This is a genomic window from Streptosporangium fragile (assembly GCF_039534445.1).
In the GTDB taxonomy this organism is placed as follows: Bacteria; Actinomycetota; Actinomycetes; order Streptosporangiales; family Streptosporangiaceae; genus Streptosporangium; species Streptosporangium fragile.
On the sequence record NZ_BAAAVI010000055.1, the window covers coordinates 1 to 21,654 of the forward strand.

Consider the following 21,654-nt stretch of genomic DNA (forward strand, 5'->3'; position numbering starts at 1 on the left):
ACGAGGGCCGCGGCGAGCAGGGGCCGCAGCCTGACGGCCAGGACCGCGCCCGCTCCGGCGGTGACGGCCAGCAGGACGAGGTAGGGCCGGTAGAGGAGCGCGCCGTCCTGGCCGGGGGCCAGCGGGATCCGTACCCCGCACAGGACGGGGATCAGGTAGGCGGCGGCCAGCCCGGCGCCGGCCGCGCCCGCCGCCGCCCGCCGCGTCGTCCCGGCCCGCCGCAGCAGGGCGAGGATCCCGCAGGCCGCCGCGGTCGCCAGGTAGGGGTAGGCCCCCCACAGGAAGAACAGCTGGCTGCGGCCCGGGTGCCCGAGCAGGAGGACCGCGCCCAGGCCCGCCGCGCCCATGCCGAGTGCCAGGACCGTCCCCGGCCGGGCGAGCAGCCGCGGCCGGGCGAGCAGCCCGAGGATCCCGGACCAGGCGACGAGCCAGCACAGCAGGCAGACGGAGGCGAGCCCCAGCAGCGCGGACGTGGCGGGCTCGGCCCCGTCGGCCGCGCCGGTCAGCTCCCGCCACAGGATCCGCACGAAGGACAGGGGGTCGGCGAGCAGTCCCTGCTGCGCGCGGCCGAACAGCACGAACTGCGCGAAGAGCAGGCACAGCGCGGTCATGCCGAGGGCGATGAGCGTGGGCCGGGACGGCCCGCGCCGGCGGACCAGCTCGACCGCGGCCACCGCCGCGAGCCCGGCGCCCAGCAGCGGCAGGTAGGTGGCCTTGGCGCCGGTGACCGCCAGGAGGAAGACCGCCAGCAGGAGCAGGTTCCCCGGGCGCCGGCGCCGGCGCCCGAAGAGGTCGACGACGAGCAGGACGACGGGGGCGAACAGCAGGGCGCCCAGCGTCTGGGTGGGGCTGGTCCACGCGGTGTCCGGGATGCCGCCCCAGGTGAACACCCCGTTGGTGCCGAGGTACAGGCTCGGCGCCCCGGCGAGGACGGTCCCGGTGACCGCGATCGCCGCGCCGGCCCACGAGCCCGTGAGGCGGCGTCCCGTCATCCCCACCAGCACGACGAGCGCGGCCAGCATGGGCAGCATGCCCAGGCGGAACAGCAGCACCAGCGGCTCGATCCCGGTCGTCCAGCTCGCCGCCGCCAGGTGCGCGTAGACGAACCAGTGGTACAGCAGGGGTTCCCCGGCGACCGCGGGCACCGTGGGCGGCACGTGGTGGCGGAGCTCACCCACCAGCGCCAGGTGGAACGGCATGTCGGGCGCCGCCGCGCCGAGCGCCGGCCAGGTGAGGGCGTGGGTGCCGAAGAACCTGACGGCGCCCCAGGCCACCAGGAACATCACGGCGAGCGCGGCGCCCCATGACCACCACGGCGGCGTCCTGAGCGCGGGACCGCCCCGCCAGTGCCGGCGCAGCCGGGGCACGGTGAGGAAGAGCGCGCAGGTGACGGCCGGCCACAGCGCGACGAGCATCGGCGCCCCGAGGGCGCGGGCGGCGAGGTAGGTGAAGATCTCCACCGCGTAGCCGAGCGTCACGCCGAGCGCGATCTCCTCGGCGCGCGTGCGCGTCCCGGCGAACAGGGCGCGGATCACCAGCGTGCCGGGCACGGCCAGGCCGGCGACGACGTAGGCGGCGAAGACGGCCGTGTCGGCGGCGGAGACGCCGTACCGGTGCAGCACGACGGCGGTGAAGGCCACCGCGAGGGCGGCCGGCAGCCACCTCCACGGCGAGGTCGTCCGCCCGTCCACGCGCCCGCCGCACGGCGCGGGCCTGTCCTGCGGTACGGCTGACGCGGGGTCGGGGCGGCCCGGCGCGGGCCGCCGGGCGGGCGAGGCTGTGTCCATGGGCGCAAGCCTGGTGAAACGGTCGCCCGGGATGGGCCGGGACGCCGGACCGCGGCCGTTTCTTGGCACCGCGTTGTGCGGCCCGGGGAGAACGGCCCGCGTTCGCCACGATTCCGTGGGACGGGCATGATCACCGGCGTGGGCGCCGCCGGGGAGGAATCGGCGTTACCGCCCGTCCTGGCGGGAAATCGCCATTCTTCACACGTGACGAGGACCGCGACGAGCGCGTCGTTATATTTCGCTTGCTCCCGTGATCTTCATATCGGCCGGGAGCTCGCCGAGATCGCGTCGGGGGTCGCGCCATGGCCAGAGACGGGGGAAGAGCCCGTTCCAGAGGGAGACGAACGTTCCGTCTCGTACCGCCGGTCCTGGGGGTGGCCGTCATGGCCGTGGCGTGCCTGCTCGGCCCCGGCCAGGTCCCCGCCCGGGGGTTCGCCGGGAAGGCCGCCGAGGCGGCGACCGCGGCGGCCGGGCGGGCGGCGCTGGCCTGCCCGCCCGACTCCGTCATCTGCCTGGAGAACAGCCTGCCCGGCAGCCCGGCCAGCGAGTGGGACGTCCCGGGCGGGGGCAGCACCGGCATCCTGGGGTACACGACGCGGATGAGCGTCGACGCGGGCGAGACCGTGGACTTCAAGGTGAACACCGACGCGAGCGACTACCGGGTCGACATCTACCGCATCGGCTACTACGGCGGCATGGGCGCCCGCATGATCACGACGATCGAGCCGTCCGCCCCGCTGCCCCAGCTCCAGCCCGAGTGCGCGCGGGACAACACGACCGGGCTGGTCGACTGCGGCGGCTGGGCGGTGTCGGCCTCCTGGGCGGTCCCGGCCGACGCCGTCTCCGGCGTCTACAGCGCGAAGCTGGTCCGCGAGGACGGCACGGCCGGCGCCAGCCAGATCCTGTTCGTCGTCCGGAACGACGACCGGGGGGCGGACCTGCTCTTCCAGACCTCCGACGCCACCTGGCAGGCGTACAACACCTACGGCGGCAACAGCCTCTACTCCGGCAGCCCCGCGGGCCGCGCCTTCAAGGTCAGTTACAACCGGCCCGTCCTCAGCCGGGCCGGCACCGTCAGCGGCTCGCGGGAGAGCTACTTCTTCAACTCCGAGTACCCGATGGTCAGGTGGCTGGAGGCCAACGGGTACGACGTCTCCTACACCTCCAACGTCGACACCGCGAGCCGGCCGGCGGGACTGCTGGGGCACCGGGCGTTCCTGTCCGTCGGCCACGACGAGTACTGGTCCAACGAGATGCGGGACAACGTCCGGGACGCCCGCGACGCGGGCGTCCACATGGCCTTCTTCTCCGCCAACGAGGTCTTCTGGAAGACCCGCTGGGAGAACAGCATCGACGGGACGGACACCCCGTTCCGGACGCTCGTCTGCTACAAGGAGACGCTGGCGAACGCCAAGATCGATCCGAGCCCGCAGTGGACCGGGACCTGGCGCGACCCGCGTTTCTCCCCGCCCTCGGACGGGGGCAGGCCGGAGAACGCGCTGACCGGCACCCTGTTCCGGGTCAACGGAACCGTCGCCGACTCGATGATCGTCTCCCACGAGTTCGCCCCCATGCGGCTGTGGCGCAACACCTCCGTGGCGAACCTCCAGCCGGGCCAGACGGCGATCTTCCCCGCCGGGATCCTCGGCTACGAGTGGGACGAGGCCCCCGACACCGAGTTCTCGCCGCCGGGGCTGGTCCGGTACTCCCGGACGGTGGTCGGCCGGATGTCGAGATACCTGCTCAACTTCGGCACCGCTTACGGCGCCGGGGTCGCCACGCACAACCTGTCCCTGTACAAGCAGCGCCCGAACGGCGCGCTCGTCTTCGGCGCGGGCACCACGCAGTGGTCGTGGGCGCTCGACGCCGTGCACGACCGGGCGGGCATGCCCACGGACGTGCGAGCCCAGCAGGCGACGGTCAACCTCTTCGCGGACATGGGGGCCCAGCCGGCGAGCCTGCAGCCGGGCCTGGTCCCGGCGACCGCGTCGACCGACACCTCTCCCCCGACGTCGGTGGTCGACACCCCGTCGCCGAACGCGTCCGCCCCGAGCGGGACGACCATCTCGGTCCAGGGGACCGCGACCGACACCGGCGGCGGCGTGGTGGCCGCCGTCGAGGTCTCCTTCGACGGCGGCACCCGCTGGTTCCAGGCGAAGGGCCGCACGAACTGGCAGTACAGCTGGACCACGGGCGCCCCGGGGCCGGTGACGATCATGTCCCGGGCGGTCGACGACAGCGGGAACATCCAGACCAGCCCGAACGAACGGATGATCACCGTCGTCGCCGCCTGCCCCTGCACCATCTGGCCGTCGACCACCACGCCGGCGATCGTCTCCAGCGGCGACCCCGCCGGGGTCGAACTCGGCGTGAAGTTCCAGGCCACGAGCCCGGGCCACATCAGCGGGATCCGGTTCTACAAGGGCCCGCAGAACACGGGCACGCACATCGGCAACCTGTGGACCGCCTCGGGGCAGCTGCTGGCGACGGCGACGTTCACCGGCGAGACGGCGAGCGGCTGGCAGCAGGTGAACTTCTCCTCCCCGGTCCCGGTGAGCTCCGACACCACCTACGTCGCCTCGTACTACGCCCCGGCGGGGAACTACTCGATAACGAGGCCCTACTTCACCAGGAACTACGGGAGCGGGGCGCTCACCGCGCTCTCCAGCGGCTCCTCGGGGGGCAACGGCGTGTACCGCTACGGCGCGTCCAGCGGCTTCCCCACCGCCAGCTTCAAGTCCACCAACTACTGGGTCGACGTCGTCTTCACGCCATCGAGCACGCTGTGGGACGACACGGACGAGCCCGCGCTCCCCACCTCCGGCGACCCCAAGGCGACCGTGGTCGGCGTGAAGTTCCAGGCGATCGCCGACGGCACCGTCACCGGGATCCGGTTCTACAAGGCGCCGGAGAACACCGGAACCCATGTCGGGAGCCTGTGGACGGCCGGCGGCCAGCTGCTGCGGAGCGCGACCTTCACCGGCGAGACCGCCTCCGGGTGGCAGCAGGTGAACTTCGCGACGCCCGTCCCGGTCACCGCCAACACCACCTACGTCGCCTCGTACCTCGCCCCGGCGGGGAACTACTCGACGACGAGGCCGTACTTCACCACGCGGTACGTCCGCGGCCCCCTCCTCGCGCTGGCGGACGGCGAGCAGGGCGGCAACGGCGTGTACCGCTACAGCACGGCCAACGCCTTCCCCACCAACACCTACCAGTCCACCAACTACTGGGTCGACGTGCTGTTCAACCCCAACCAGGGCTAGCCGAGTGATCGCAGCCGGGCCCCACCGCGACGGCGGGCCCGGCCGGTCGGAAGGAGCAGATATGTCACGTGCCAAGGGAACGGGCGCGATGCCGCCCATGAGCGTCTCCGTCGTCGTCCGCAACAGCGTGCGCCCCGGCTACCTGCCGGTCATGGCGCGCAAGGTGTGGCTGCGGCTGGGCGCGGGCCACGGCCGGGAGACGAGGGCCGCCACCGCGTGGGCCGCGAGCCGGGCCGAGGACCTGCATGCCTGGGGGGAACGCGTCGACGCTGCCCTGTGGCGGGAGAGCACGGAGTTCGCGCGGTCCCTCGCCGCGTCGGCCCGGCCCACGGTGGAGCGGCTGCGGGCGGCCGGCGTCGACCTGGGCGGACCGGGCGGGATCGAGCTGCTGTACCTCCTGACGCGGATCCTGCGCCCGGCGACCGCGCTGGAGACCGGGGTGGCCGCCGGCTGGTCCACCTCGGCCGTCCTCGCCGCGATGCGGGCGAACGGGACCGGCCACCTGCACTCCAGCGACTTCCCGTTCTTCCGCCTTCCCGACCCCGAGCGGTACATCGGCTGCGTCGTCCCCGACGGGCTGCGGGACGCGTGGACCCTGCGCACCAGGGGCGACCGGCGCAACCTGGAGGAGATCCTGCTCCCCGGGACGAAGGTGGACCTGGTGCACTACGACTCCGACAAGACCCGCCAGGGCAGGGAGTTCTTCATCCGCAGGTCCGCGTCCCACCTGGCGGACGGCCACGTCTTCGTCATGGACGACATCCAGGACGACCTGGTCTTCCGGGAGTACGCGGAGCGGCAACCCCACTTCCGCGTCTTCGAATACCAGGGGAAGTACATCGGCGTCACCGGGCCGGGTCTCCGCCTGGCCGAGGAGGTGAACGGCGGGTAGCCCGCACCACCCCGGCACCGCGGCCCCGCCCGGCACCGCGGGCGGTCCGCACCGCGCCGGCACCACGCCCGCGCGGCGCCGGCACCACGCCCGCACCGCGTCGGCGCCGCGGTCGCGCCCGGTCTCAAACCCCCGCAAAGGACTGGCAAGAAGATCGTCGTTCCGGGACGTCCACCCCCGTACGCGGCGTCCGTGTCGTCAGGCTTGCGGCCATGGCCGAAGCTCCGCCCTCTCCACGCTCCGCGCCGAGCCCTCTCGCCCCCGTGCGGGAGGCTCCGCCGGACGGGCTCCCGTCCCGGGCAGCCCCCGTCCCGCCCCGGGCACGCCTGACCCGGTGGCTGCCCGCGGCGTCCGTCGCCGCCCTCACCGTGCCGGTGCTGCTCCACTACGGCGTCTCAGCCCGGGACCTCGCCCTCTTCTGCGCCCACATCACGCTGGGTGTCGCGCTGCCGGGCGTCCTGCTGGTCAGGGCCCTGTACGGGCGCGCGCGCACGCCCGCGGAGGAGATCGCGCTCGGCGTGGTCCTCGGCTACGCCCTGGAGGTGTTCGCCTACGTCGCGGCCCGCGCCGCCGGGGCGCCCCTGCTCGTCGTGGCGTGGCCGATCGCCACCTACGCGGCGTTCCTGGCGGTCCCCCGGCTGCGCGCGCACTGGCGGAGCAGGGCGGGCCGCCTCCCCGCGGATCGGGCGCCGTGGTGGTGGCCGTGGTCGATCGCGCTGGTCGTCGCCTACCTCGTCGTGTGGAGCGCCGTCAACTTCTTCAGGACCCAGGCCCTGACCTGGCCCGCGCTGGGGACGACGTTCGTCGACATGCCGTTCCACCTGGCGCTGGTGGGCGAGCTCCGCCACCACGTGCCGCCCATGGTGCCCACGGTCGCCGGGGAGCCCCTGGTCTACCACTGGTTCGTCTACGCGCACCTGGCGGCGGCGAGCTGGACGACCGGGGTCGAGCCGCTGGTGCTGGTGCTGCGCCTGGGCATGCTGCCCATGCTGGCCGCGCTCGCCGTCCTCCTCGCCGCGGCGGGCAGGCGGGTCACGGGATCGTGGGCGGGCGCGCTGATCGCCCTGGTGAGCACGGTCCTCGTCACGGCCCCGAACCTCTTCCTGGGCACGGTCCCGGGGGTGTTCACCTGGAAGACCGTCCAGTCGTGGTCGAGCCCGACGCAGACCTTCGGGGCGGTGTTCTTCGCGGCGATCGTCGTGGTCCTCCTCGACCTCCTCGAACGCCGACGGCGCGGGCGGCGGGCCTGGCTGCTGCTGGGGATCCTCCTCGTGGCGGTCATGGGCGCCAAGGCCACCTACCTGCCGCTGCTCACCGCGGGCCTGGCGGCGGTGGCCGCGGTCCAGGCGCTCTGGCGGCTGCGCCTGCCCAAGGTCGCGCTCCGCGCGCTCGGGATGACCGCGGTGTGCCTGCTCTTCGCGCAGTTCGTGCTCTTCGGCGGCGTGCGGCAGGGGATCGTCGTCGATCCGCTCTCCATCATGCGTGAGAGCCTCGCCGAGCTGACCGGTCCGGGCGCCGTGGAACCGGCCGCCTCGGTGCTCGGCGTCACGCTGCTCTGCCTCATGTGCGCGGCGATCACCTGGTGCGGGATCCTCGGGCTGCTCGGCCGCCCGCGGACGCTCCTGCGGCCCGGGGTGGTCCTCGCGCTCGGCATGGGCGTGGCGGGCCTGGGCGCGGCGCTGGCGCTGGGCCACCCGCACCTGTCCCAGGGCTACTTCCTGCAGGCGCCCCACCCCTACCTGGCGATGGCCGCGGCCTGCGGGCTCGTCGCGATCGTGCGGCGGGCCGGGGTGCCGCTCCGCGCCGTGGCGGGCGCAGCCGCCGCCGGGGTCGCGGCCGTCTACCTCATCCGCGTGCTCTGCGGGGTCGCCGTGCCGCTGGAGGCCGGCCGGCCGGGCGTCGTGCTGTACCTGCCGTACCTCGCCCTGGCGGGGGTCGCCGGGCTGGCCGCCGTCCTGCTGCGCGCCGCGGGCCAGGGCAGGCTCCGCACCTGGGCGTTGGTGATCTGCCTGGTCACGGCCGCCGGCACGCCCGCCGCCTGGGTCACGCGCGTCCTGCCCGGCACGTACCGGGTGCCGACGGGTCAGGCTCAGGACGCCAACGGGAAACCCCCGGCCGAGGCGATCCCCGCCGGCGCCCTCACCGCGGGGCGGTGGCTGCGCGCCCACTCCACCCCGGATGACGTGGTCGCCACGAACCTGCACTGCCGCCTGGGGTACGAGGACCCGTGCGACGGCCGGGAGTTCTGGGTGGCGGCGCTGACCGAGCGGCGCGTGCTGGTCGAGGGGTGGACCTACACGGCGGCGAACATGGACAGCTGGCGGACCGGCCAGGTCGCCGAGTACCTGCCGTTCTGGGACCCCGAGCGGCTCCGGGCGAACGACGCGGTGTTCCGGGCGCCCTCGGCGGAGGCGGTCCGGCGGCTGCGCGACGGCTACGGGGTGCGCTGGCTGTTCGTGAACGAGCGCCTGGCGGGCGCGAGCCCGGACCTGGGCGCCTTCGCGACACTGCGGCACCGCTCCGGTGACTGCGCCGTCTACGAGCTGCGGTGACGCGGCGGGCACCGGTGACGTCCGGGGCCCGGCCTCCTGCGGGAGACCGGGCCCCGGACGGCGTCAGAGCCGGTAACCGTACCGGTGCAGGTGCCCGGAGAGAGAACGGTCCAGCAGCGCGAGCTGCCGCGGGGTGAGGTCCTCCCGGAAGGCCTCGGCCCGCCTCCCGGAGAACGTCCGGCGGGCGAGGTCCCGCTCGAAGCCGGCGGTCCAGGGAAGCCCGAGGAACTGCAGGATCATGTCCAGGTGCTTACGCGGATCGGCGAGCACGTCCTCGTACCGCAGTTCGAGCCAGAGCTCGGCCGGCACGGCCTCCCGCGCGGTCTCGTAGGCGTCCATCATCGTCTTCCAGCCGATGCCGGCCAGGTGCACCATGCACCGCCCCGCCTCGTCCCACTCCTCGGCGTAGCCGCTCGGCAGGGGGCCGAACCGCCAGCCCTCAGGTCCGAGGTGCCCGCGCCACCAGGGCATCTGCGCCAGGGAGTTGGCCACGGCGCGCCCGTCGCGCACGATGTGCACGAAGCGGGCGTCGGGAAACACCTCGTGCAGGAGCCCGGCGCGCGGCCAACCGGTGAACTTGTGCATGAAGTGCTCCGGCCCCCCGGACGCCCGGTTCCGGAAGAACCTCCTCAGACGCGCCGCCAGCCACGGGGTGGCGTCGGCGGCGGTCAGGTCCCGGAACGGGTCGGCGATCACGGGAGAGACCTCGCGGCTGAGCGCCGCGTACGCCTCCGAGGGCCCGAAACGCATGCCGCTCCGCAGTGCCAGGCCCGGCGGGATCCGACGGTAGATCGTTCCGCCGTGCCGTCGTACCGGCCCCGGGGTCCGCGCCCAGCGGTTGTCCAGGCCGGAGACGAACCCCACCTGCGGGTGACGGGCGAGCACCTCGTAGACGAGCGTGGAACCGCATCGTCCGGTGCCGATCAGAAAGCTGCGCACACAGCCTCCCCACTTGAATAAGACTCGGATACAAGCCGAAACACGGGGAGATGAGCCGGCACGGGCCCCCGATCGGTACGGGACAGGCCCGGTATCACGGCGTGTTCGGTCAAGGTCGGTTGAGATCGACGGTAAGGCCAACGGCGGCGTTGGTGGTGGAGGCCGGGTGTGAACCGTGTCGCCCGGCCGGGCGTGCCCGCGCCGCGCGGCGCCCGCCTGATCTGCCGGTAATGCCAGGGGAACGACTGCACCATCTCTTGTGTCCACGATCTTGTGGTCACGGAGCGCCGCCACCGCTGCGGGTTCCCGGGTGGCGATGATGACGCGGATGAACACGAGAATTCGGCTCACGCCCGGAGCATCCGCCCGGCCGTCCGCCGCGCGCCGGACGGAACCGCCGGGCACCGCGCGCGCCCTGCCGCCGATCGGCGGGGGACGAGGCCTTCGCGGGGGCGCGCCATGAGGAAACTCCACGTCTGCGAAGTGATCAAGACGCTCGACGTCGGAGGCGCGGAGGTCCTGCTCGTCGAGAGGCTGCTGGCCGCGCCTCCCGGGGCCAAGCGCTACACGGTCGTGTGCCTGCGGGCGTCCGCCGACGGGCTCATCCGGCGGCTGCGGGGGGCGGGGATAACCGTCGTCGACCTCACCGCGTGCCCGCCCGCGCTCCGCCTCCCCCGGCTCGTGGGGGTCGTCCGGCGGCTCCGGCCCGACGTCCTCAACCTCCACTCCCCTCTCCCCGCGTCACTGCTGCGGCCGGTGTCCCGGCTCTGGCGGCCCCGGCCCGCGCTGGTCTCGACCGTGCACAACGTGCGGTACCGCCTGCCGACGATGCTGCTCGACCGGTCCACCGGGTGGCTGGACACCCGGACCGTGGCCGTGTCCCCGCAGGTCGCCCGTGCCTTCACCGGCCGGGGAACCCGCGGTCTGGCCACCCGGATCCACGGCGTCGACGTCGGGCGGCAGCGCGGGTGGGCCGCGGACGCCGCACGGATCCGGCAGGAGTGGAACGTTCCCGAGTGGGCCTTCCTCATCGTGCACGTCGCCAACTTCCGCCCCCAGAAGAACCACGCCCTGCTCGTCGAGGCGGCGGCCAGGGTGATCGCCCGCGACCCGCGCGCCATGTTCCTGATCGCCGGGTCCGGCCCCCTGCACGACGAGACGGCCCGCCGCGTCGCCGCGCTCCGGTCGGAGGCCGTGCGCTTCCTCGGGAGCGTGCCGGACGCGGCCCGCCTGATCGCGTCCGCCGATCTCCTGGTGCTCAGCTCCTCCTACGAGGGGCTTCCCGTCGTCGTCATGGAGGCTCTCGCCGCGGGCGTGCCGGTGGTGTCCACCGCCGTCGGCGGGGTGCCGGACCTGGTCGAGCACGGCGGGAACGGCCTGCTGACCCCGCCCGGCGACCCCGGGGCGCTCGCCGAGGACATCCTGCGGGCGATGCGGCCCGAGATCCACGCGCACCTCCGCCGGGGGGCGTTGGACCGCGCTGACCTGGTGGACATCGGCCGGACGGCGGCCTGGTTCGACAGCCTGTACGACGAGGTCTGCCCGTAGCCGGGCGCGGGCGCGGGCCCCCGGGGAAGGCGCCCCCTTTCCCGCGTCCGGCACGCACCTCACGACGGGCGCCCCCGTAAGATCACGAAAGCGGAAGGTGGGAACGTGGAAGGTTCCGCCACGGCGGCGGGAGGCCGCGCTCAGGTCCGGTCCGTCGCCTTTCTCATCGGGCACCTGGGGATGGGCGGCACCCAGCGCCAGCTGTCCCTGCTCGCGCGGGAGCTGCGCGGCAGGGGCGTCGAGGTTCACGTGCTGCTCCTGTCGAAGGACGGGCCGCACGAACCGGAGCTGCGCGCCGCCGGGGTCGGGGTGCACCATCTCGGCTTCACCCGCCGGCCGCCGCGCCCACGGGCGGCGGCCGAGAACGCGCGGGCCTTCGCCCGCCTCGTCGGCCTGCTGCGGCGGCTCCGGCCCGACGTGCTGCACGCGTTCCTGCGCGAGGGCTACGTCCTGGGTGCCCCCGCCGCCCGGCTGGCCGGGGTGCCGGTCACGGTGGCGGGGCGGCGCAACCAGAGCCGGCTCGAACGCCGGCGCCGGTGGCTCCGCCCCCTCGAAGGCGCCCTGAACCTGATCGTCGACCACGTCGCCGTCAACGCGGCGGCCCTGGCGGAGGACGCCCATACGGCCGACGGTGTGCCCACCCGCAAGCTGAGCGTGATCTACAACGGTCTGCCCGCCCCGGCGTTCGATCCGGTCGAGCCGGAACAGGTCGACACCGCGTTCCCCGTGGTGGTGTGCGTCGCGCGGCTGAGCCCGGAGAAGGGGCACCGCGTCCTCGTCGAGGCGGCCGCCGACCTCGCCCGCCGGGGACGGCCGTGCACGTTCGTGCTCGTCGGCGACGGGCCGGAACGCGGCCGCCTCGAAGGGCGGGTGGACGCCTCCGGCGCCGACGTCCGCTTCGCGGGCGTCCGGGGCGACGTCAGGGGGTTCCTGGCCCGCGCGGACGTGGTGGTCCTCCCCTCGCTCTCCGAGGGCCTGAGCAACGCGGTCATGGAGGCGATGGCGGCGGGCCGGCCCGTCGTCGCCACCGCGGTCGGCGGCACCGCCGAACTCCTCGGCGACCGCGGAATCCTCGTCCCCGCCGCGGACCCGCAGGCCCTGGCCGACGGGATCGCCCGGCTGCTCGACGATCCGGTTCTCGCCGCCTCCCTGGCGGACGCGGCGCTCGCGTGGGCGAGGAAGAACCTCGGGCTGGACGTCATGGTCGACGCGCACCTCGCGCTGTACGGGCGGCTCCTGGAGGCCCGCCGTGCCCGGTAACCGTGACGGCGGCACCTCCACCCCCGCCGTGACGCACCCGCCGGAGGCCCGCCGGTCCGCGGCGGCGGAGCGCGGCCCGGCGCCCGGCCCGCCGGAAGAGGGTTCCGCGGCGGGCGTCGTCGCCAGGAGCGTGGCGAGCCGGACGCTCCGGCTGCTGCTGGCGACGGTGACGGGCATGCTGATCGCGCGCACCCTCCAGCCCGAAGGGCGGGGGACCTACGCGGTCATCGCGACCGCGGCGTCGATGGCCATGATCCTGGGGCACCTCTCCGTCGAGAGGTCGCAGATCTCGATGTGGGCGGACCGGGCGCGGCACCGCGCCCTCACCTCGAACAGCCTGGTGCTCGGCCTCACCCTGGGGGGCGTGTCCGCGCTGGCCGGGCTGGGGCTGACCGCCCTCGGCCTCCTTCCCACGGCCTCCCCGCTGATGGGCCTGGCGCTGCTCGCCGTCCCGTTCGGCGTCGCGGCCATCAACCTCAACGGCATCGCGCTGCTGCGCTCGCAGGCGGACGCCGTCAACCGCGGCGCGCTGGCCGCGGCCATGACCCAGTGCCTGCCCCTCCTGGTCATCATCGCGATCGGTGACCTCACGGTGACGAGCGTCGTCGTGTGCTGGACGATCTCCATCACCGTTCCGTTCTTCCTGATGCTCTGGACGCTGCGCCCGCTGTCCCTGCGCGGCGACGCCCGGCTCGCGCGCCGGCAGCTGGCCGTCGGCGGCCGCTACCACGCCGGGCGGGTCGCCTTCCACTTCCTGATGACCGTCGACGTCCTCCTCCTCGACGGCCTGGACTCCGCGGCGGCGGCGGGAATCTACACGGTCGCCGTCACGGTGCTGGCGCTCACCCGCATACCGGCCGACGCGATCGCGCAGGTCGCGCTCCCCCGGCAGGCCTGCGCCGACACCCGGGACGCGGAGCAGGTCACGGCCCGTACCCTCCGGCTCAACCTGCTCATCTCCGCGGCCTTCATCGGAACGCTCGCCGCCGCCTCACCGGTGCTGGTCCCGCTGGTCTACGGGGAGTCCTTCGCCGGCAGCGTCGTCCCGCTGCTGGTGCTGGCCCCGGGCGCGGTCGCGCTGACCATGATCCGGCTGGTCGAGCAGCATCTCGTCCGGCTCGAGCGGCCCATGGTCATGACCGCGATCGCAGTCGGCGCCCTCGCCGCGAACGTCCTGCTCAACCTGGTGCTCATCCCCCGCTGGGGTGCGGCGGGCGCCTCCCTGGCGTCCACCGCGACCTACATCCCCATGGCCGTCCTGGAGATCGCCTGGTTCGCCCGCTCGGCCGGGATCCCGATGCGCTCGTTCCTGCCGCGCCCCGGTGACGTGCGCCTGCTGCTCACCCGGCTGGCCGCCCTCGCGGTGACCGGCCGGCGGGGGCGGCGTGCGGCGCGGCAGGCCGGATGACGGCGATCCGGGCCCGGTACGCACCGGTCACGTCCGGCGGATCCGACGGATCCGCCGGATCCGCCGCCCGTGACGCCGCTACCCGCGGCCGGGGACCGGGGACTCCGGGCCGGTCCGCTCCTCCGCGGGCGAGACCGGGGACTCCGCTCCGCGCCGGTCCGGCCGGCTCCACGCCACGGCGGCGAGCAGGCTGACGACCAGCACGATCGGGATGCGCTGGCGGAAGATCAGGCCGATGTTCGCCATGGTCGTCGCGTAGGCGACCGTGCTCGGCACGATGAACAGCAACAGGAGCAGCAGCATCGCGCGGTCGTGGCGCCAGAGCCGGCGGGCGCCGCGCACCGCGCAGTAGAAGACGAAGTACAGCAGCAGCACCTCGATCTTGCCGAGCTGCAGTGTCATGCTCCCGGCCGTCCAGGGGAACGGGGAGAGCAGGGTGTAGAGGATCTTGGGCCCGAGCTGGTTCCACACGTTGCCGCCGTCGTCGAACATCACGCCCGACTCCCCGTCGGCGTTGGAGAGACGGACGTTGTCCGACTGGCCGCGCTCCAGCTCCGACTGCATCGTCGCGAGGGGCCCGGTGTTCAGGGCGTCGTCGAGGTGGACCCCGGCGAACGTCAGCACCGCCAGGGAGATGAGCACCATGCGCAGGGAGAGCGCGCGCTTCGGCTTGACGACGCCGAGGACCAGCGGCAGCGCGCACATGAACACCATGTAAGGACGCACGTACCACAGCGCCCAGAGCAGCGGGCCGAGCGCGAGCACCTTGCGGAGGTCGAAGCGCCGCGCGTTCGAGGCCGCCAGCCACAGGCAGATCAGGACGAGGAAGGCGTTGAAGCCGTCCTTGAACGTGTCGGAGGTGTGGACGAGCAGCGTGGGCAGGAACGCCACGAACACCAGCAGCCGGAAGGCCGACTTCTCGTCGGCGCCCACGAGGCGGGCGAACTTGTACATCACCACGCACAGCCCGCAGGCGATGAGCGCGACGACCGCGGCGCAGGCCAGCGGGGCGGGACCGCCGCACAGGTAGACGACGAGCGCGAAGATGTGGCACGGCCCGGCCGCCGAGTGGAGGGACGGGATCTCCTCGGCCGTGACGAACCGGAAGCCCTCGGCCCGCCAGTAGGCCACGATCTCCATGGCCCTGAGCTCGTAGGCGAAATTGTCTCCGCCGTATTCGAGGACGCCGCCTCTCAGCATCAGGGCGTGCACCACCAGCCGGGCGACAAACGCGAGGACGAGCACCGGGAGGACCCGCCACATCAACCGTTCCCCGAAGCTTGCGTGAACGAGGAGAATGAGAATGACCGCCACTGCGGCGACGACGACGTACTCCATGGAATTTCACCTTAGTCGGCCTGCGGTCCCGCGGAAATCCGCGGCTCTCCCGAGGCTTCGCGGTGAAACTTTCACGCGGCGCGAACATCGTCACGATACCCGCTTCATCCAGGGAGGACGCCGAACTAATCCGGTGTGTCCCCCGAAATTCCCAGCCGACCCGTACCGTTTTCCGGCAATCTATCGACTAAATCACCTCGAACGGTACACCTCTCGTCGATAGCGCCTTGGATCGGGAAATTTCCACCAGCCGGTACGGGAGCGTCACGCGGGCCGCGCGAGCGGACGCCTCAACTGAATCATGCGAAGGTAGGAATAAGGGAAAACATTTCGCCACCACCGGAACAGTAGCCGCGAACGGAAGGACCGCGAGCTACCTTCTCCGACGTGACCAGGCCATCACCGAGGAGCCCGCAATGAAATCGGATAGCCGGATTCGCGTCATGGAGATCATCGCGCGAATGAACGTCGGCGGTCCCGCCACCCAGGTCTTAGGACTGCACGAGCGGCTGAACCGGGAGGAGTTCGACCACCGCCTCTACACCGGCTACGTCGACGACCACGAGGGCGACCACCTCCGGCTGCGCGACGCGGAGACCCGGGTGCACCGGGTCCCGGGCCTCGGCCGGTCGATCAGGCCGGGTGACGACCACCGCGCCCTCTTCTGGCTGATCCGCGCCATGCGGACGTTCCGCCCGCACATCGTGCACACCCGTACGGCCAAGGCGGGCGCGCTGGGCCGGGTGGCCGCCCGCCTGTCCGGCGTCGGCTCGGCCCGGGTGCACGTCTTCCACGGGCACCTCCTGCACGGATACTTCTCCCCGGTCAAGCGCGGGCTGTACGTGCGGTCGGAACGACTCCTGGCCTCGATGTCGGACCGGCTGGTGACCGTGGGCTCCCGGGTGCGGGACGAACTGCTCCAGGCGGGGATCGGCCGGCCCCCGCAGTACGTGGTGATCCCGCCCGGGGTCCGGCTGGGGCCGGTCCCCGAGCGCGGGAAGGCCCGTGCCGAGCTGGGGCTGCCGCAGGACGTCCCCGTCGTGGCGTACGTGGGCCGCCTCACCCAGGTGAAGCGGCCCGACCGGTTCCTCGCCGTGGCCGGCGCCGTGATCAGGCAGATCCCGGAATGTCACTTCGTCGTGTGCGGGCGCGGCGAGCTGGAGCAGCAGGTCGAGCGGGGCGTCGGAGCCGTCCGCGACTCCTTCCGCCTGGTCGGCTGGAGGAAGGACGTGGAGACCGTCTACGCCGCCGCCGACGTGGTCCTGCTGACCTCCGACAACGAGGGCACGCCTCTGTCGCTCATCGAGGCGGGGATGGCCGGCGCGCCGGTCGTCGCCACGCGCGTGGGAAGCGTCGCCGAGGTCGTCCGGGACGGGCACACCGGCCTGCTCTCGACGACCGACCCGGGCGAGCTGGCCGCGCACACCGTCCGCCTGCTCTCCGACCGGGGCCTCGCCCGCCGGATGGGCGAGTCGGCCCGCGACTGGACGGCGTACGCGTTCGGCGTGGACCGCCTCGTCTCGGACACCGAGAACCTCTACCGGTCGCTGTGCGGGACCGCCCGGCCCCTCGTCCGGGAGGGGGCCCGCCGATGAGAGTGCTGGTGACGGGCGGCGCCGGATTCATCGGCGCGCACACCTGCCGGGCGCTGACCGCCCGGCCCGAGGTCGGGCACGTCACCGTGCTGGACGACCTGAGCAGCGGGAACCTCGCCAACCTCGACGGCGTCGAGGCCGAGGTCGTGACGGGCAGCATCCTGGACCGGGACCTGCTGACGGAACTCGTGGCGGGCGTCACGCACGTGATCCACCTGGCCGCCCGCCCGTCGGTGCCCCGGTCGCTTCTCGACCCGCTGGCCTCGCACTCCGTCAACGCGACGGGCACCCTCCACGTGCTGGAGGCGTGCCGTGCGAACAGGCCGCACGTGATCCTGGCCTCCTCCTCGTCGGTGTACGGCGACCGTCCCGAGCCGTACAAGCACGAGGACCTGCCGACCCGGCCGCTCAGCCCGTACGGGGCCAGCAAGCTCGCCACGGAGGCCTACGCGCTGGCCTACGCGCACAGCTTCGGGCTGCCGGTGCTGCCGTTCCGCTTCTTCAACGTCTACGGTCCGTTGCAGGCCGCCGGCCACGCGTACGCGGCCGTGATCCCGGCGTTCGTCTCGGCGGCCCTGCGGGGCGAGCCGGTGCCGCTGCACGGCGACGGTCACCAGGCTCGGGACTTCACCTACGTGGAGTCGGTGACCCAGGTCCTGGTCGACGCCGCCGTCCGCCGGGTGACGAGCATGACGCCGGTGAACCTGGCGTTCGGGACACGTGTCTCCCTGCGGCACGTGATGGACGTCCTCGCCGCGGTCCTCGGGCGGCCGGTCGAGTCGGTCACCCTGCCGCCGCGGACGGGTGACATCCGCCAGTCGCAGGCCTCCCCTCACCTGCTGCGCGAGCTGTTCCCCGGCGTGCACCCCGTCTCCCTGGAGGAGGGGCTCCGCGCGACGGTGACCTGGTTCGAGAAGACGTCGGCCCCCGGCGCCGACCTGGGGCTCGGCGCACGCGCCTGAGCCGCCGTTTCCTCCCGGCAACGGACATCTCCACAAGCATGCGATGAGGAGAAAAGCCTGTGAGCTTGCCATCGACTACCAAATATCTGATAACGGGCGGCAGCGGGTTCATCGGATCGCACCTGACCGATGCCCTGCTCGCCCGCGGCGACTCCGTCGTCGCCCTGGACAACCTCTCGACGGGACGGCTGGAGAACCTCCGGCCCCATCCGAACCTGCGGTTCGTCCACGGCTCGGTCCTCGACGAGCTGATCGTCGACGAGCTGGTCCACCAGTGCGACGTGGTCGTCCACCTGGCGGCCGCGGTCGGGGTCAAGCTGATCGTCGAGCAGCCGCTGCGGTCCCTGACCACCAACATCCGGGGCTCGGAGATCGTGGTCGAGGCCGCGCACCGGTACCGCAAGAAAATCCTGCTCACCAGCACGAGCGAAATCTACGGCAAGAACTCCTCCGACGCGCTGCGTGAGGACTCCGACCGCATCCTCGGCAGTCCCGCCGTGGTCCGCTGGGCCTACAGCACCGCCAAGGCCGTCGACGAGATCCTCGCCAACGCCTACCACAAGGAACGCGGCCTGCCGACGATCATCGTGCGGCTGTTCAACACCGTGGGCCCGCGGCAGAGCTCGACCTACGGCATGGTCATCCCGACCCTCGTCCGGCAGGCCCTGTCGGCCATGCCACTGACGGTGTTCGGCGACGGGACCCAGACCCGCTGCTTCGCGCACGTCGCGGACGTCGTCGACGCGTTGCTGCGGCTGCTCGACAACGACGCGGCCATCGGCCACACCTTCAACATCGGCTCCGCCGACGAGGTGAGCATCCTGGAGCTGGCCAAGCTCATCATCGAGTTCACCGGGTCCACGTCCGGCATCGACCTCGTCCCCTACTCCGAAGCCTACGAGCGGGGATTCGAGGACATGACCCGCAGGGTTCCCGACACGACGAAGCTCCGCGCGCTCACCGGCTGGACCCCGCGTCGCACTCTCGACGAGATCCTCACCGAGATCATCAGAGAGGCCACCGGCGGTCCGGCGGCGTCCATCCGGTGAGCGGGACGATCGCCCTCGCCGCGGGGGCGGCCTGCGCGCTCAGCGCCACGGCGATCGTCCCGCTGCGGCGCCTGGCGCTGCGCTGGGACCTCACCGACCGCCCCGGCGGGCACAAGGCCCATGCCCGGCCGACCCCGTACCTGGGCGGGGTCGCCATCACCGTGGGCACGGTCGTGCCCACGGTGACCGCGCTCGGCTTCGCCGACCTGCAGCTCGCGGCGATCCTGCTGGCCGCCACGGCGGTGTCGCTGCTCGGGCTCATCGACGACATATCCCCGCTGCCGGCGGTCACCAGACTGGCCGCGGAGGTGGTGGTGGCCTGCGGGGTGGTGCTGTCCGGCGTCCAGGTGACCGTGACGGGGACCTGGCTGGACGGCGTCTTCACGACGGTGTGGATCGTCGTGATGACCAACTCCTTCAACCTGCTGGACAACATGGACGGCGCCCTCGGCGCCGTGACCGTGGTCACCGCCGGTCTCCTGGCGGTGACGGCCGCGGTGCAGGACCGCCCGGAACTCGCGGTGCTGCTGTGCGCGCTGGGCTGCGCCGGCCTGGGCTTCCTGCCGTACAACTGGGCGCCCGCGCGCATCTTCATGGGCGACTCGGGATCCCTGTTCATCGGCTTCACGCTCTCCTGCTCGGCCGTCGTCCTGGTCGTCGGGCGGGACCCCGACACGGTGGCCGCCGGGCTGCTGCTGCCCACCTTCGTCGCGACCTTCGACACCTGCGTGGTGTTCCTCTCCCGTGCGCTGGCGGGCCGCTCGCCCCTGCGAGGCGGCACCGACCACGTGTCCCACCGGCTGCGCGGGATCGGCCTGAGCACCCGGCTGGTCGCCGCGACGCTGGGCGCGATCTCGGCGGTCACCGGTGCCCTGTGGCTGGCGACGGTCCTGGGCCGGGTGCCGGCCGTCACCGCGGTGGTCGCGGCCGGAGCGATCACCCTCATCCTCATCAGCCTGCTGCGGGGTGCGCGCGCCGACTCTCCGGTCCAGCGCCCCAATGCTCCCCAGAGAATCCGCGAAAGGCGGCGTTGATCCCGTGGATCTGCTCTACTACGCACGGCTTATGCGCCGGAACTGGCCGCTCATCCTCCTCTCGCTGGTCCTCGCGGTGGGCACGGCGCTCGTCGTCACGGCGAACACCCCGCCGAAGTACGTGGCGACGATCTCCATGCTGGTCTCCGGCCACGACCGGGAGGGCAGCCTCTCCACCGCCTACCAGGCGGGGATGCTGTCGGCGCAGCGGGTGCACTCCTACGCCAACCTGCTCTCCAGCCGCCGGGTGGTCAGCCAGATCACCGAGCCCGAGAACGTCGGGCGCGTCCAGGCGAACATCACCGCCGAGGCCGTGCCCGGCACCGTGCTCCTGCGCGCCACGGTCACCGACACCGACCCCGAGCGGGCAGCCGGCCTGGCCAACGCCCTGGGGGCGCGTTTCGCCGAGCTGATCAACCAGATCGAGCGGCCCACTCCCGGCAGCCGTCCCACCGTGAAGGTCACGGTGGTGGACCAGGCGTCCGTGCCCGGAGCGCCCATCAGCCCCAGGCCCATGGTCAACCTGCTGATGGCCGTGCTGATCGGGTCGCTCTCGGCCGTGGCCGTCATCGTCGTCCGCGACCGCCTGGACACGACCGTCAAGTCGTCGGACGCGCTGCAGCAGGCGTCCGGCAGCTCGACCCTGGGCGTCATCGGCTACGAGCGGGACGCCCGGCGCCACCCCCTGATCCTGCGCGACCAGGGCCGGTCGTCCCGGTCCGAGGCGTTCCGCTCGCTCCGCACCAACCTGCAGTTCATCGGGGTCGACCGCAAGCCGAAGTCGCTCGTGGTGACCAGCTGCCTGCCGGCCGAGGGGAAGTCCTCGACCTCCGCCAACCTCGCGATCACACTGGCGCAGGCGGGCTGGCGGGTCATCCTGGTGGACGGCGACCTGCGCCGCCCGAGCATCCCGGGCTACCTCGGCCTGGAGGGGACGACGGGCCTGACGGACGTGCTGATCGACAGGGCGAACCTGGACGACGTCATCCAGACCTGGGGCGAGCCGGGCCTGGCGGTCCTGCCGAGCGGCCAGGTCCCGCCGAACCCGAGCGAGCTGCTCGGCTCGGCCGGGATGCGCCAGGTGCTCGACCGGCTGACCGCGGCGTACGACATGGTGATCATCGACGCGCCGCCGCTGCTGCCGGTCACCGACGCCGCGACGCTCGCCGCGATCTGCGACGGCGCCCTCCTGGTGGCCCGCCACGGCAAGACCCGGCGCGAGCACATCGCCCACGCCGCCCAGCTGCTCTCCTCGATCAACGCCCGGGTGGTGGGGACCGTGCTGAACTTCGCCCCGAGCCGCGGCAGCAGATACTACGGCTACGGCTACGGGTACGGCGGCTACGAGGCCGACTCCCAGGTCAGGACACCGGTGGGTGTGTGAGCAGGCGAAGCGGGGCGGCGAGCGACCGCGCGATCCTCCGCCCCGCCGCCCGATAGGCCAGCCAGGAACCCCCGTAGGGGTCGGCGATGTCGGGCTGGTCGACCCTGACCAGCCCGCGCAGCGCCCTCGCCTCGTCGACCAGCGCGCGGGCCCGCCGCGCGGGATCGGTGTGGCGAAGGACGTCGGCGGGCGGCACGGCCCCCGCCAGCGCGCCGAACTCGGCGATGGTGAAAGTCCTCGCGGCCGCGGCGAGGTGCCGGGCCACCGCCTGCGCGCGATGCTCGCGGGTCGCCCCCAGCACCAGGTCCGCGGCGGCCACCAGCTCGGAGGTGAGCGGGCGGGAGCCGAACCCGGTGGGATCGCCGCCGAGCCGCACCAGCGTCCGCCGGGCGCGCTCGGCCATCTCCAGCCCCGGATCGGCGTGGGTGCCCGCGCTGATCACCTGCACCGCCGGGCACGGCCCGAGCGCGGCGCGGGTCAGCCGCTCGGCCAGCGGGGAACGGCAGATGTTGCCGGTGCACACGAACAGGATGCGGAAACGGGCACCGTCGCGCGGCTCCGCGCCCACCCCGGGCTCCCGCCAGCAGCGGGCCCCGCAGCTCTCGTGCCCGGCCTCGCACTCCGCGATCATCGAATTCCT

15 protein-coding genes are annotated in these 21,654 nt (G+C 73.1%); 11 read left to right on the plus strand and 4 right to left on the minus strand.

The window, feature by feature from the left end; translation table 11 throughout:
* A partial coding sequence (locus tag ABD841_RS29385) for a hypothetical protein (RefSeq protein ID WP_344978577.1) occupies positions 1 to 1,787 on the minus strand: 1,787 nt, incomplete at its 3' end.
* A 383-nt stretch (positions 1,788 to 2,170) separates the two neighbouring features.
* On the opposite strand from ABD841_RS29385, the gene ABD841_RS29390 reads away from it, so the two are divergent.
* The 3 genes from ABD841_RS29390 to ABD841_RS29400 all read left to right on the plus strand — a co-directional run bounded on the left by ABD841_RS29390 (position 2,171) and on the right by ABD841_RS29400 (position 8,497).
* On the plus strand, positions 2,171 to 5,053 hold the full coding sequence (locus ABD841_RS29390; RefSeq protein ID WP_344978579.1) for a DUF4082 domain-containing protein: 2,883 nt from the start codon (positions 2,171 to 2,173) through the stop codon (positions 5,051 to 5,053).
* A 61-nt stretch (positions 5,054 to 5,114) separates the two neighbouring features.
* A complete protein-coding gene (locus tag ABD841_RS29395; RefSeq protein ID WP_344978581.1) occupies positions 5,115 to 5,945 on the plus strand; it encodes a class I SAM-dependent methyltransferase in 831 nt (276 codons plus the stop codon).
* Positions 5,946 to 6,157: 212 nt separating this feature from the next.
* Positions 6,158 to 8,497: a hypothetical protein gene (locus tag ABD841_RS29400; RefSeq protein WP_344978583.1), complete on the plus strand. Its 2,340-nt coding sequence runs from the start codon at positions 6,158 to 6,160 to the stop codon at positions 8,495 to 8,497.
* A 63-nt stretch (positions 8,498 to 8,560) separates the two neighbouring features.
* On the opposite strand, the gene ABD841_RS29405 is transcribed toward ABD841_RS29400, so the two are convergent.
* Positions 8,561 to 9,436, minus strand: a complete 876-nt coding sequence (locus ABD841_RS29405) for a sulfotransferase family protein (protein WP_344978585.1) — start codon at positions 9,434 to 9,436, stop codon at positions 8,561 to 8,563.
* 459 nt (positions 9,437 to 9,895) lie between these two features.
* Between ABD841_RS29405 and ABD841_RS29410 the strand changes: the two genes are divergently transcribed.
* The 3 genes from ABD841_RS29410 to ABD841_RS29420 all read left to right on the plus strand — a co-directional run bounded on the left by ABD841_RS29410 (position 9,896) and on the right by ABD841_RS29420 (position 13,652).
* A complete protein-coding gene (locus ABD841_RS29410) occupies positions 9,896 to 10,984 on the plus strand; it encodes a glycosyltransferase (RefSeq protein WP_344978587.1) in 1,089 nt (362 codons plus the stop codon).
* Positions 10,985 to 11,089: 105 nt separating this feature from the next.
* Positions 11,090 to 12,244 (plus strand): glycosyltransferase, encoded by a 1,155-nt coding sequence (locus ABD841_RS29415; protein WP_344978589.1) that lies wholly within the window; start codon positions 11,090 to 11,092, stop codon positions 12,242 to 12,244.
* The gene (locus tag ABD841_RS29420) at positions 12,234 to 13,652 is read left to right on the plus strand and encodes a lipopolysaccharide biosynthesis protein (RefSeq protein WP_344978591.1); all 1,419 of its coding nucleotides are present in this window, start codon (positions 12,234 to 12,236) and stop codon (positions 13,650 to 13,652) included. The genes ABD841_RS29415 and ABD841_RS29420 overlap by 11 nt, the downstream gene beginning before the upstream one ends.
* A gap of 78 nt (positions 13,653 to 13,730) precedes the next feature.
* Here the strand turns inward: ABD841_RS29420 and ABD841_RS29425 are convergent, their stop codons facing one another.
* On the minus strand, positions 13,731 to 14,990 hold the full coding sequence (locus ABD841_RS29425; RefSeq protein WP_344978593.1) for a hypothetical protein: 1,260 nt from the start codon (positions 14,988 to 14,990) through the stop codon (positions 13,731 to 13,733).
* 416 nt (positions 14,991 to 15,406) lie between these two features.
* Between ABD841_RS29425 and ABD841_RS29430 the strand changes: the two genes are divergently transcribed.
* The 5 genes from ABD841_RS29430 to ABD841_RS29450 are packed head-to-tail and all read left to right on the plus strand — an operon-like array spanning position 15,407 to position 21,014.
* Positions 15,407 to 16,585, plus strand: coding sequence for a glycosyltransferase (locus tag ABD841_RS29430; protein ID WP_344978595.1), 1,179 nt, complete (start codon positions 15,407 to 15,409; stop codon positions 16,583 to 16,585).
* Positions 16,582 to 17,547 (plus strand): NAD-dependent epimerase/dehydratase family protein, encoded by a 966-nt coding sequence (locus ABD841_RS29435; RefSeq protein ID WP_344978597.1) that lies wholly within the window; start codon positions 16,582 to 16,584, stop codon positions 17,545 to 17,547. Before ABD841_RS29430 ends, ABD841_RS29435 begins: the two co-directional genes overlap by 4 nt.
* A 59-nt stretch (positions 17,548 to 17,606) precedes the next feature.
* Positions 17,607 to 18,596 carry an NAD-dependent epimerase/dehydratase family protein gene (locus ABD841_RS29440; RefSeq protein WP_344978599.1) on the plus strand — a complete coding sequence of 330 codons (990 nt, stop codon included), beginning with the start codon at positions 17,607 to 17,609 and terminating at the stop codon, positions 18,594 to 18,596.
* Positions 18,593 to 19,630, plus strand: coding sequence for a glycosyltransferase family 4 protein (locus ABD841_RS29445; protein ID WP_344978601.1), 1,038 nt, complete (start codon positions 18,593 to 18,595; stop codon positions 19,628 to 19,630). Before ABD841_RS29440 ends, ABD841_RS29445 begins: the two co-directional genes overlap by 4 nt.
* 4 nt (positions 19,631 to 19,634) lie before the next feature.
* On the plus strand, positions 19,635 to 21,014 hold the full coding sequence (locus ABD841_RS29450; protein WP_344978603.1) for a tyrosine-protein kinase domain-containing protein: 1,380 nt from the start codon (positions 19,635 to 19,637) through the stop codon (positions 21,012 to 21,014).
* Here the strand turns inward: ABD841_RS29450 and ABD841_RS29455 are convergent.
* The gene (locus ABD841_RS29455; RefSeq protein WP_344978605.1) at positions 20,992 to 21,645 is read right to left on the minus strand and encodes an arsenate reductase/protein-tyrosine-phosphatase family protein; all 654 of its coding nucleotides are present in this window, start codon (positions 21,643 to 21,645) and stop codon (positions 20,992 to 20,994) included. The genes ABD841_RS29450 and ABD841_RS29455 overlap by 23 nt on opposite strands.
* Positions 21,646 to 21,654: the final 9 nt, after the last annotated feature.